Source organism: Pseudomonas sp. GW821-FHT09A09 (genome assembly GCF_059418405.1).
This window is the reverse complement of sequence record NZ_JBWKPU010000009.1, coordinates 69177-80308: the sequence shown is the minus strand read 5'-3', so window position 1 is coordinate 80308 and position 11132 is coordinate 69177. Positions and strand designations below refer to the sequence as shown.

Genomic DNA, 11132 nt, shown 5'->3' with positions numbered 1-11132 from the left:
GCGAAAAAGTTCAGGCCGGCGCCTGCGGGGCATTCATCACGTCTTCCAGCAAGGTGCGCAACAACGCCACCGTCGCTTGCTGGCGCTGCACGTCGCGGCACACCAAGCCCACTTTCAGTGGCACCCTCGGTTCACTCAACGGCTTCCACAGCAGCAACTGGCTGTTGTGCTCATCCTGTGAACGCCCCGGCAACACCGTGGCAAGCTGGGTATGGGGCAGGCTGTCGAGAATCCCCACCATGGTGTTGAGTTCTGCCTGCACTTGCGGGCGTCGCCCGAGGTTGGACAGTTGGCCCTGCCAGATCTGTCGGACCTGAAACTCTTCCCCCAGCAACAACATCGGCAATTCGGCCGCCTGTTTCAACGAGACCTTCTTGAATTCCCGCAGGGGATGGTCTTCTGGGATGACCACTTTCAACTCATCTTCGTACAGCAGTACGCCATGCAGCCCAGGCTGGCGAGGTGGCAAATAGCTGATGCCGATATCCAGCGAGCCGTTGAGCAAACGCCGCTCAATCTCCAACCCCGTCAATTCATAGATCTGTACCACCAGGTGCGGCTGGGCCTTGCGCACGCGTTCCAGCATTTGCGGCACCAGGCTGGTGTGCACGGTTTGCAGCACGCCGATGGCCAATGTGCGCATCGCCTGGCCCTTGAAGTTGCGCAGGGCTTCGACGGCTTGTTGCATGCCGTCGATCAGCGGCAGGGCATGGTTATACAAGGTATGTGCGGCGAGGGTGGGTAACAGCCGTTTGCTGCTGCGCTCGAACAGGCTCACATCGAGGTTCTGTTCCAACTGGCGAATCTGTTGCGACAGGGCTGGCTGCGAGATGGAAAGGCGCTCGGCAGCGCGGCCCACGTGGCCTTCCTCATACACCGCGACGAAATAACGCAGTTGCTTGAAATCCATAAGACTTACTTATCGAAAAAGCTGGAAAATCGAAATGGCCGAGGGCCCCTTGGGCGCCTAGTCTAGCGCCTATTCGCAGGGCTTACAGGGCCGGATCGGGCAATGAACAGCGTTTATGTTGATGGTGTTTACATAGGCAAGGCAATAAACCTCAAGGCCGCAGTAGTGGGGCGCACCGACCAAGGTCCCGTTGCTATTACAGGTGAGCTATGAATCTGTTCCGTCGTTCCACGCCGAGCCTGGACGATTTGGTTCTGGAGGCCTCCAGCAAAAATCCATCCAGTGAATCTCTGATGCCCACCGTGGCACGCCCACCTCAAATCTTCGTACGCGGCCAGGGCTCGTGGCTGTGGGACAGTGACGAGCGTGCCTACCTGGATTTCAGCCAGGGCAACGGCGCCAATAGCCTCGGCCACAGCCCGCAAGCCTTGATCAAGGCCCTGGCGGATCAGACTCAGTCACTGATCAATCCGGGCAACGGCCTGCACAATCGCGCCCAACTCAACCTCACTGAACGCCTCTGCCACCGCACGGGCAGCGACCAGGCCTACCTGCTTAACAGTGGCTCCGAGGCCGTTGAAGCCGCGATCAAACTGGCGCGCAAGTGGGGCCAGTTGCATCGCAACGGCGCCTACCGAATCATCAGCGCCAGTGCCGGCAACCATGGGCGCAGCTTTGCGGCGCTGTCAGCGTCGGCGGGCGGCCCGCACAACCGCTTTGAGCCGCAGTTGCCGGGGTTCAGCCACGTGCCCTTCAATGACTTGCCGGCCCTGCATGCAGCCGTTGATGCGCATACCGTTGCCATCCTGCTTGAACCTATCCAGGGCGAAGCCGGCGTGATTCCCGCGACCGAACACTACCTCAAGGGCGTTGAGCGACTGTGCCGGGAACTGGGGATCCTGCTGATCCTCGACGAAGTGCAAACCGGTATCGGCCGTTGCGGCACGTTGCTCGCCGAGCAGCAGTACAGCGTGCGTGCCGACATCATCACCCTCGGCAAAGGCCTGGGCGGAGGCGTTCCGTTGGCAGCCCTGCTGGCACGTGGCAAAGCCTGTTGTTTCGAGGTGGGCGAATTGGAAGGCACCCATCATGGCAATGCACTGATGGCCTCGGCGGGTGTGGCGGTACTTGATGCCGTGTTGGAACACGGCTTTCTTGAACACGTGCGTGAGTCCGGCCTGTACCTGGGCGAAGGGCTTGCCCGCCTGGCGTATCGCTATGACCACGGCCAACTGCGCGGCCATGGCCTGATGTGGGGCCTGACTTTGTCGGATGATTCTGCGGATGCAGTGGTAAAAGCCGCACTGCATGAAGGCCTGATCCTCAATGCCCCGCAACCCAACTGCCTGCGTTTCACCCCGGCGCTGACGGTGAGCAAAAGCAACATCGACGAAATGCTCCTGCGCCTGGCCCGCGCCTTCTCCCGCGTGCGCACCGCACAACTGCAATGCCGCAAGGGTATTGCTGTTTAAACCTGATTTCCTGAACCGTCTCGCGGTATACGCGGCGCCTCCGGCCTGATTCTTTTGGCTGGGGGCGTTTTTTTGTCTGGGCGGGCATAGATGGCCCAACGCCAGATTTCACTGAACCCTCACACACCGCCAAGGTCGATTAGCTTAACGGCTCACACGAGCCGATTTTTTGGAGCTGACCCCATGGATTTCATTCGAATTATCATCGCCATTCTGTTGCCGCCACTGGGTGTGTTCCTGCAAGTGGGCTTCGCCGGCGCGTTCTGGCTGAACATCCTGCTGACCCTGTGCGGCTACATCCCGGGCATCGTGCACGCGGTGTACATCATCGCCAAACGCTGAGGCTGTCAGCCTTTTGCGATGAGCCGGGAGTTGCGTTCATTGCGAAAGGCCAGTTGCTCGATGGTCTGGGTGGCGTGCTCGGCGTCTTCTCGCGCTTGAAGGATGATGCCGTGCTGATCGGACTTGCTGCACACCGGGTCAGCATTGCTTGCGTCCCCCGTGAGCATGAACGCCTGGCAACGGCAGCCGCCAAAGTCCTTTTCCTTTTCGTCGCATGAGCGGCACGGCTCGGGCATCCAGTCGTAGCCGCGAAAGCGGTTGAAGCCAAACGAGTCGTACCAGATGTGCTGCATGCTGTGGTCGCGCACATTGGGAAATTGCACCGGCATCTGTCGGGCCCCATGGCACGGCAGGGCAGTGCCATCCGGTGTGACCGTCAGAAAAATACTGCCCCAGCCGTTCATGCAGGCTTTCGGGCGCTCTTCGTAGTAGTCCGGCGTCACGAAAATCAGCTTGCACGGGTGCCCTTCGGCTTCCAGCTTGGCCCGGTATTCGTTGGTGATGCGTTCGGCGCGCACCAACTGTTCCTGGGTCGGCAACAGCCCCACTCGATTGAGCTGGGCCCAGCCATAGAACTGGCAGGTGGCGAGCTCGACAAAGTCCGCCTCCAGGGCGATGCACAGCTCGATGATGCGGTCGATCTTGTCGATGTTGTGCCGGTGGGTCACGAAGTTCAGCACCATCGGGTAGCCGTGGGCTTTCACTGCGCGGGCCATTTCCAGCTTCTGTGCGAAGGCTTTTTTAGAGCCGGCCAGCAGGTTGTTCACCTGTTCGTCGCTGGCCTGGAAGCTGATCTGGATATGGTCCAGGCCGGCTTTCTTGAAGTCGCTGATCTTCTGCTCGGTCAGGCCGATGCCGGAGGTGATCAGGTTGGTGTAGAACCCCAGTTTGCGCGCCTCGCCGATCAACTCGGCAAGGTCCTGGCGCACCAGCGGTTCGCCGCCAGAGAACCCCAGCTGCGCCGCGCCCATTTCCCGCGCCTCACGAAACACCTTGATCCACTGTTCGGTGCTGAGCTCCTTGCCCTGCTCGGCAAAATCCAGCGGGTTGGAACAATACGGGCACTGCAACGGACAGCGGTAGGTCAGCTCGGCGAGCAACCACAGCGGTAGGCCGATGGCCGGTTTTTCAGGCAAGGGTGATCCAGTGCTCAGCACGGGCGACCTCCATGAATTGCTCGATGTCTTCACCGAGTTCAGGCACGCCGGGGAACTGCTGATCCAGCTCGGCGATAATCGTGGCCACGTCGCGCTCGCCATCGATCAAGCCACCGATCAACGCGGCGCTGTCGTTGAGCTTGATCATACCCTCGGGGTAGAGCAGCACATGGCCTTTTTGCGCCGGTTCGTACTGGAAGCGATAGCCAGGGCGCCACGCGGGTGTCTTGCTGCGATCAAAGCTCATAGGGGGATCCCTTTATGCCACACCCGCGCGTCGGTCACGCTGTGATACGGCGGGCGCTTCAGTTCATAGGCCATGCTCATGGCATCGAGCATGCTCCACAAAATGTCCAGTTTGAACTGCAGGATTTCCAGCATGCGTTCCTGGCCTTCACGGGTGGTGTAATGCTGCAGCGTGATTGCCAGGCCGTGTTCCACATCGCGGCGGGCCTGGCCCAGGCGAGTGCGGAAGTACTCGTAGCCGGCCGGGTCGATCCACGGGTAATGCTGCGGCCAGCTGTCGAGGCGCGACTGGTGGATCTGCGGCGCAAACAGTTCGGTCAGCGAGCTGCTGGCCGCTTCCTGCCAACTGGCGCGTCGGGCGAAGTTGACATAGGCATCAACCGCAAAGCGCACGCCGGGCAATACCAGCTCCTGGGAGCGCAATTGATCCGGGTCGAGACCCACGGCCTGGCCCAGGCGCAGCCAGGCTTCGATGCCGCCGTCTTCACCTGGCGCGCCGTCGTGGTCGAGCAGGCGCTGGATCCACTCGCGACGGATCTCACGGTCCGGGCAATTGGCCAGGATCGCGGCGTCTTTCAGCGGGATGTTCACCTGGTAGTAGAAGCGATTGGCGACCCAGCCCTGGATCTGCTCACGGGTGGCGCGGCCTTCGTACATCGCCACATGGTAGGGGTGATGGATATGGTAGAAGGCGCCTTTGGCGCGCAGGGCGGCTTCGAATTCAGTGGTGGTCAACGGCGTGTCAGTCATTTCGGTCGCTCCTACAATTCAATGCTCATGCCGTCGTAAGCCACTTCGACATTGCGCCGCACCAGCTCCGCGCGCTCGGGGGAGTCTTCGTCGAGGATCGGGTTGGTGTTGTTGATGTGGATAAGCACTTTGCGCTGCTCGGGCAATTGCTCCAGCACTTCCAGCATGCCGCCAGGGCCGTTCTGGGCCAGGTGGCCCATCTCGCGACCGGTGCGGGTGCCGACACCGCGGCGCTGCATTTCATCGTCGTCCCACATCGTGCCGTCCACCAGCAGGCAATCGCTGGCGGCCATGATCTCCAGCAACGGGGCGTCGACCTTGCCCAGGCCCGGGGCGTAGAACAGTTTGCCGCCGGTGCGCAGGTCTTCGACGATCAGGCCGATGTTGTCCCCCGGGTGAGGGTCGAAGCGGTGCGGCGAATAGGGCGGCGCGGCGCTGCGCAGCGGTAACGGGGTAAAGCGCAGGTTGGGGCAGGCCGGAACGGTGAAGCTCGTGTCCAGCTCGATGCGGTTCCAGGCCAGGCCGCCGTTCCAGTGGGTGAGCATGGTGAACAGCGGAAAGCCGGTGCTGAGGTCTTCATGGACCATGTCGGTACACCACACTTGGTGCGGGCAGCCTTCGCGCAGGCTGAGCAGGCCGGTGGTGTGGTCGATCTGGCTGTCCATCAGGATGATCGCACTGATGCCGGTGTCACGCAGGGCGCGGCCGGGTTGCATCGGGGCAAAACCCTGGAGTTGCGCGCGGATATCCGGTGAGGCGTTGCACAGGACCCAGTTCACGCCGTCGTCGGAGATCGCGATGGACGACTGCGTGCGTGCCTGGGCCCGCAGGCTGCCGTCGCGAAAACCCGCGCAGTTGGCGCAGTTGCAGTTCCACTGCGGGAAACCACCGCCAGCGGCGGAACCTAGAATCTGGACAAACATGGCAACTCCATCAAGCAAAGCTCAAAACAAAAACGCCCCGGGCGAACCGAGGCGTTGTATTACCCAGCGGATTAACGGCTGGCGAAGTACATGGTGACTTCGAAACCGATGCGCAGATCAGTGTAAGCAGGTTTGGACCAGGTCATATTCATACTCCTACCAAGGGATGGGACGTTCACTACTAAGTAATACATATAGTCCACCTCCAGTCGGAGATGTTCAGATATTGCGTAGGAATGTTACCCAATTCTTGCTGAGTTAGCGCTGTCTCGGCGGAAAAAGCCTGTTGCAGAGACGGCAATGATCAGTCTGCTAGTCGCCAGGTATCTGCCGGTCGCGGGCCGTTGGCGACACAGCGCCAGCCGCCTGCAGCCTCGTTCAGTTGGCGTGCGGCGTGTTGCAGGTTATCGCGCGTGCAGGTTTGGATCTGTTGTTGCAGTTGCTCAAGGTATCCCGACGAATGGCCGGCCAGCCGTGCCTGCCAGATCAGCTCGGCAGCTTGGGCAATCGGCAGCGTCTGTGGTGAGAATTGCTGTGCCAAGGCCTGATGACCCAGATCTGGAGTGTTGTCGATCACCGCCGGCACCTGCTGGAGGAAGGTTTGCAGGTGATCGATGATGCCCTCCAGCGCCACGTCAGGGGATTGCACGCCAAACAGCAGGCCGGTTTGGCCGTTGATCTGTCGGATGCCGCTGAACACGGCGTAGCCGATTTGCAGTTCGACCCGCAGGCGCTGGTAGAACGGCCCTTGGAGCAGATGGCCGAGCAGTCGCCACGCGGCCTCATCGGCCAGGGCTTGGCTCGGCGCTGGGCAGAACAGCAACAGTGCGGCTTCGCTGCCGTCGGTCTTCACCTCATGCCACAGATGAAGCCCGCCCAGCGCCACAGGCACGTGCTCGAGGTTGGCCGGCTGGCCGGGCAGGCGCGCCGCCGCCGTTTTGATTGCCGCCTCAACCGAGGCGGGAAAACCCAGCCCCAGGGCCTGCCAGCGAGCAGTGGTCCACGATGCCTCGCTGTCCAGGGGGCGGACGGTGCAACAAGCCGGCAGCGCCTTGAGTAATTCGCGGATGGCAATCATGGGCGTGGTGGCTGGAGGTACCTCGTGAGCCTGGTTCAGGCTTTGCGCCAACGCCTCCAGGACGGCCGGCATGGGTTCGTGCAGCCCGACCATCTTCACCAGCCAGTCATTGCCTAGCGTTTCGAAGGACAATTCCACGCCGGCCTGGCGTGCGTTCTCACGCAGAGGCTGCAATGTGCCTTCCATACCAGCGGGAGCACCCTGCCATTGCACGTACAGCGCGCTTTCATCACCGTCGTCCGCTAACGCCTGGCTGAATGCCAGCGCCGACACCTCACGCCGACCACGGGAGCGATCCTGTGCAAAGGTGCGTAAGCCACGGTGGGCGCTGGTTTGGCCACGGATCAGACCCGCACGTTCTTCTTTCTCCGGCGCTCGCAGAAAGGGGTTGGGAGGTGGCAATTGCCAGGCGTGTTCGGCGGGCTTGAGCGGCAGCGAGTCCAGCAGGGCCTTGAGGCCCGCGAGGCTCTGTTGTGACAGGGCTTCCTGATTGTTTCGCGCCAATGCCAGGGCGCCCTGGACCTGTTGTTGGCGAGCGGCCAGCAGGGTGAACTCCTCCTGCAGCGCCGTCCAATCGCTGTGTGCGAAAAAGCTCAGCCAGTCGTGCAGCAATGCCTCGATCTGGGTCGGTGATGCGCCGTCGGGGCTGAGCGTAATGTCGATATCCACCACGGCTTGTCCCGCGAAGTGATACAGCACGCTGGCCTGCACTGCCGTAGCCAACTGGCGTGTTTTCAGTTCGTCCAGCAGCCCGCCCGGCGCCGAAGCGTTGAGCCAGGTGCAGAGAAAATCCAGGGCCTCACGGGGCGCATTACCGGTGATGACCTGATGCAGATGATCGCCGGCCAGGTGCTGATAGCTGGGGGTTGGCCCGGGCATCAGGGCAGGCGGATTGGCCTGCGGTTGCCGGTTGCCGGAGGGCAGTTGCTCGCTGAACTGCTGTGCCAGGGCTTGGAGTGTTTGCAGCGACTGTGGCCCGGCCAGGCTCAGCGTCATCTGCCCGCTCTGATAGAAGTGGGTATGAAATTCCCGCAACGCCTGCTGAAAAGCCTCACGCTCAACCGGCAGGCTGTCGCGGTTACCTGCGTGAAACCCTCGTAGCGGGTGGTCCGCCGCCAAGCCTTCAAGCAAAGTCACTTGCTGCTGTGCCTTGGCATCCTGGCTCCAGGCGACACACTCCGCGTGCAACACCTCGCGTTCGCGCAACTGATCGTCCACTGCCAGGCGCGGCTGGGCCAGCATGTGCGCCAGCCGGTCCAGGCCACCGGTAAATGTCGGCTCTGGCAGTTCAAAGAAGAAATCCGTGGTGCGCTCGCGCGTGCTGGCGTTGACCTGGCCTCCATGGCGTTGCACGTAGGCCATCAGCCCTTCGCCCGCGGGAAAACGCTCAGTCTCCAGAAACAACAGATGCTCAAGAAAATGCGCCAGCCCCGGCCACGCCAGGGGCACGTCATGGCTGCCCGCAGCTACCTGGAGAACAGCAGCGCAACGCTTCAAACGTGGCGCATGACGCAGGGAAACCCGCAGGCCGTTGGCCAGGGTCAGGTGAAGGTGATGAGGGTGGGCCGGCGCGGGCATGGGCACTTCCGAAACGTTGGAAGTGCCCATGTTAACAAACCGGCTGGTTCAGGGTTTGTGCAGCGCGCCGTAGAGTTCGGGGCGACGGTCTTGCAGGTAGTGGTTAGCGGCGCGGGCATCGAGGATCGATTGGCGCTCCAGGGTGCCAACGATCAAGGCTTCATCCAGTCCCGCCTGGGCGATGCGTTGGCCGTTCGGCGCGGCGATGCTGCTTTGCCCGCAGTACTGGATCTCACCTTCGTGCCCACAATAGTTGGCGTAGGCCACATAACATTGGTTCTCAAAGGCTCGCGCCCGCACGGTGACATCGGCGACAAAGTCGAAGGGCACCATGTTGGCGGTGGGCACCAGGATCAGCTCGGCACCAGCCAGGGCCAGGCGCCGGGTGTTTTCCGGGAACTCCAGGTCGTAGCAGATCAGGAAACCGAGCTTCCAGCCGTTGAGCTCGACCAGCGGGAAGTCATCGTCGCCTGCACTGAACATCGAGTGGTCCAGGTCACCGAACAGGTGCGTCTTGCGGTAGTTGCACAGGCGCTGGCCCTGGGCGTCGATCAGTTGCACGGCGTTGTAGATCTGTCCGTCTTCGGCCCGCTCCGGGTAACCGTAGAGAATCGCCAGCCCGGCGCTTTTGGCCAGCTCGGCAATGGCCTGCGCCGACGGCCCATCCTGCGCCTCGGCCAGGGCGCCCACCGCTTCTGCGCCGATGTTGTAGCCGCTGAGGAACATCTCCGGCAGCACCAGTACATCGGCGCCAGAGGCCTCATGCGCCAGTTGGTGCAGGCGCGTGAGGTTGCCAGCGACGTCCAGTGGCAGCGGCGGGCATTGGTACAAGGCAACACGCATGTTCAGTTCCTCAGTCGGCCAGGGCGATTGGCCCGATTTCGTCGAACACATCCCCAGGCCCCGGGTTCTCGGCGTGAGTGCTGCCGCCGAAGTGGGTCATGATGCCCCACACGGCGTTCAGCGAGGTCTGCACCGCGCCTTCCACCCACGCAGGCGTCCAGGAGACGTCATCACCGGCGATAAAGATCCCACGCTGTTCGGCAGGCATGTCCTTCTGCATGAAGTGCGCATACATGCGCTGGTTGTAGCGATAGTGGCCCGGCAGGGCGCCTTTGAAGGCGCCGAGGAAGTGCGGGTCGGCCTCCCAGGACACGGTGATCGGATCGCCGATGATGCGCGCTTTTATGTCGACGTTCGGGTAGATCTTTTTCAGCGCATCCAGGGCCAGCTTCACGCGTTTGTCGATGGGTTGCGGCAGCATTTTCAGCGCGTCGCTCATCCACGAATACGACAGGCAGATGACCCCCGGCTTGTCGTCGCCGTTGTCGAACAGGTAAGTGCCACGGGTGAGGCGATCGGTGAGGGTCATGCTCATCAGGTCGCGGCCGGTTTGCGGGTCTTTGTCTTTCCAGAACGGGCGGTCGACCATCACGAAGGTCTTCGACGATTGCATGTAGCGGGTGCGGTCCAGGGCCATCCACATTTTTTGCGAGAACAGGGTTTCATCGCATTCGATCTGGGTGGTCAGCAGCCAGCTTTGGCAGGTGGTCAGCACGGCGGCGTATTCGCGGGTGTCGCCGTAGTTGTCGGTCACCGCAAACCGGCCATCCGGGGCGTGGGCAATGCGTTTCACCCCGGCGCGCGGCGCACCGCGGTGCAGCGAACTCAGGCTGGTGCCGGCCGGCCAGTGGGCGCAACGCTCGGGTACATGGCGCCAGATGCCCATGGGCACCTGCGCGACGCCGCCGACGACGAGGTGCTGGTGGTCGTCGCAGTTGGTCATCACCACGCGGAAGATTTCCAGCATGGAGTTGGGGAAGTCCGAGTCCCAGCCACCGGTGCCAAAACCCACCTGGCCAAACACTTCGCGGTGCGCAAACGAGAGCTTGGCGAACGCCTTGGAGGTGGCGACGAAGTCGTAGAAGGTGCGGTCGTCCCACAACGGCACCAGCTTGTTCCACAGTTCTTTTAGACGCGGTACGTCGCGGTCACGGATGGCCTGTTGGATATCACCGAACTGCGAACCCGCTTCCAGGGCATCGGCCCAGGCGTCGGCCACTTCCTGAAACAGCACGGGCAGGTCGGAGAGTTTTTGCGCGTAGTGGGTCTGGCCTTCGAGGTCGATTACTGTGCTGCCAGAGGCGGGTGTCAGCGGGTTGGGGAAGGGCTTGGTCTCCAGACCCAGCTTATCCACATAGTGGTAGAACGCGGTGGACGACACTGGGAAGCGCATGCCGCCCAGCTCGGCGATGATGCCTTCGGCGCCTTCGAAGGCCTGGGAGCGCAAGCGGCCGCCCATCTTCGAGGCCTCGTACACCACCGGCTTGAGGCCCAGCTTCATCAGCTCGTAAGCGGCCACCAGGCCTGCGATGCCCGCGCCGACGATCGCCACTTCGGCACCGTAGTTGGCGGAGGGGATGCTGCCGAGCCCGGCCGGGTGCTCGATCCAGTCATCAAAGGCAAACGGGAAATCCGGGCCGAAGATGGTGATGGGCTTTTTACCGTCTGCAGGGTGGCGATTGTTCTTGTTGAGTTCGTTCATGGCAAACCTGGCTGGCAACTCGGCGGGGCACGTCCCGCTGAGTATAGGAAAAGATGGCAGCCAGTTTAGGGAGCGTTGCGCTCGTTAATAAGACGCAAAGTGTCGTCGTAATGAATTGTTTTTAGTCAGAG

At 61.9% G+C, this 11132-nt stretch carries 11 protein-coding genes; 2 read left to right on the top strand and 9 right to left on the bottom strand.

All coding sequences use genetic code 11. The features are described from left to right. Positions 1-10 precede the first annotated feature (10 nt). A complete protein-coding gene (locus AC07OV_RS10130) occupies positions 11-910 on the bottom strand; it encodes a LysR family transcriptional regulator (protein WP_176996630.1) in 900 nt (299 codons plus the stop codon). Between the two features lie 209 nt (positions 911-1119). Here AC07OV_RS10130 and AC07OV_RS10125 point away from each other — a divergent pair, with 209 nt between their 5' ends. Continuing rightward, positions 1120-2382, top strand: a complete 1263-nt coding sequence (locus AC07OV_RS10125; RefSeq protein WP_494997334.1) for an aspartate aminotransferase family protein — start codon at positions 1120-1122, stop codon at positions 2380-2382. Between the two features lie 183 nt (positions 2383-2565). Continuing rightward, entirely contained in the window at positions 2566-2724 is a 159-nt protein-coding gene (locus tag AC07OV_RS10120) for a YqaE/Pmp3 family membrane protein (protein WP_007904205.1), read from the top strand. Positions 2725-2729: 5 nt separating this feature from the next. On the opposite strand, the gene pqqE is transcribed toward AC07OV_RS10120, so the two are convergent. The 8 genes from pqqE to AC07OV_RS10080 all read right to left on the bottom strand — a co-directional run bounded on the left by pqqE (position 2730) and on the right by AC07OV_RS10080 (position 11001). Beyond that, positions 2730-3860, bottom strand: a complete 1131-nt coding sequence (gene pqqE / locus AC07OV_RS10115) for a pyrroloquinoline quinone biosynthesis protein PqqE (RefSeq protein WP_218172673.1) — start codon at positions 3858-3860, stop codon at positions 2730-2732. Next, entirely contained in the window at positions 3853-4128 is a 276-nt protein-coding gene (gene pqqD / locus AC07OV_RS10110; protein WP_494997335.1) for a pyrroloquinoline quinone biosynthesis peptide chaperone PqqD, read from the bottom strand. Before pqqD ends, pqqE begins: the two co-directional genes overlap by 8 nt. Next, positions 4125-4877, bottom strand: a complete 753-nt coding sequence (gene pqqC / locus AC07OV_RS10105; RefSeq protein WP_494997336.1) for a pyrroloquinoline-quinone synthase PqqC — start codon at positions 4875-4877, stop codon at positions 4125-4127. Before pqqC ends, pqqD begins: the two co-directional genes overlap by 4 nt. Positions 4878-4888: 11 nt before the next feature. Continuing rightward, positions 4889-5800 carry a pyrroloquinoline quinone biosynthesis protein PqqB gene (pqqB, locus tag AC07OV_RS10100; protein WP_176996625.1) on the bottom strand — a complete coding sequence of 304 codons (912 nt, stop codon included), beginning with the start codon at positions 5798-5800 and terminating at the stop codon, positions 4889-4891. A gap of 71 nt (positions 5801-5871) precedes the next feature. Continuing rightward, entirely contained in the window at positions 5872-5946 is a 75-nt protein-coding gene (pqqA, locus tag AC07OV_RS10095) for a pyrroloquinoline quinone precursor peptide PqqA (protein WP_003194766.1), read from the bottom strand. A 158-nt stretch (positions 5947-6104) separates the two neighbouring features. Continuing rightward, positions 6105-8456, bottom strand: coding sequence for a pyrroloquinoline quinone biosynthesis protein PqqF (gene pqqF / locus AC07OV_RS10090; protein ID WP_495092194.1), 2352 nt, complete (start codon positions 8454-8456; stop codon positions 6105-6107). Positions 8457-8504: 48 nt separating this feature from the next. After that, complete coding sequence (locus AC07OV_RS10085) at positions 8505-9299, bottom strand: carbon-nitrogen hydrolase family protein (RefSeq protein WP_176996624.1); 795 nt, start codon at positions 9297-9299, stop codon at positions 8505-8507. A gap of 10 nt (positions 9300-9309) precedes the next feature. Further along, positions 9310-11001: a flavin monoamine oxidase family protein gene (locus AC07OV_RS10080; protein WP_495092154.1), complete on the bottom strand. Its 1692-nt coding sequence runs from the start codon at positions 10999-11001 to the stop codon at positions 9310-9312. Positions 11002-11132 lie beyond the last annotated feature (131 nt).

Coding starts and splice junctions, on each gene's coding strand:
- AC07OV_RS10130 (WP_176996630.1), bottom strand. CDS start 910: ATGGATTTCAAGCAACTGCGTTATTTCGTCGCGGTGTATGAGGAAGGC.
- AC07OV_RS10125 (WP_494997334.1), top strand. CDS start 1,120: ATGAATCTGTTCCGTCGTTCCACGCCGAGCCTGGACGATTTGGTTCTG.
- AC07OV_RS10120 (WP_007904205.1), top strand. CDS start 2,566: ATGGATTTCATTCGAATTATCATCGCCATTCTGTTGCCGCCACTGGGT.
- pqqD (WP_494997335.1), bottom strand. CDS start 4,128: ATGAGCTTTGATCGCAGCAAGACACCCGCGTGGCGCCCTGGCTATCGC.
- pqqC (WP_494997336.1), bottom strand. CDS start 4,877: ATGACTGACACGCCGTTGACCACCACTGAATTCGAAGCCGCCCTGCGC.
- pqqB (WP_176996625.1), bottom strand. CDS start 5,800: ATGTTTGTCCAGATTCTAGGTTCCGCCGCTGGCGGTGGTTTCCCGCAG.
- pqqF (WP_495092194.1), bottom strand. CDS start 8,456: ATGCCCGCGCCGGCCCACCCTCATCACCTTCACCTGACCCTGGCCAAC.
- AC07OV_RS10085 (WP_176996624.1), bottom strand. CDS start 9,299: ATGCGTGTTGCCTTGTACCAATGCCCGCCGCTGCCACTGGACGTCGCT.
- AC07OV_RS10080 (WP_495092154.1), bottom strand. CDS start 11,001: ATGAACGAACTCAACAAGAACAATCGCCACCCTGCAGACGGTAAAAAG.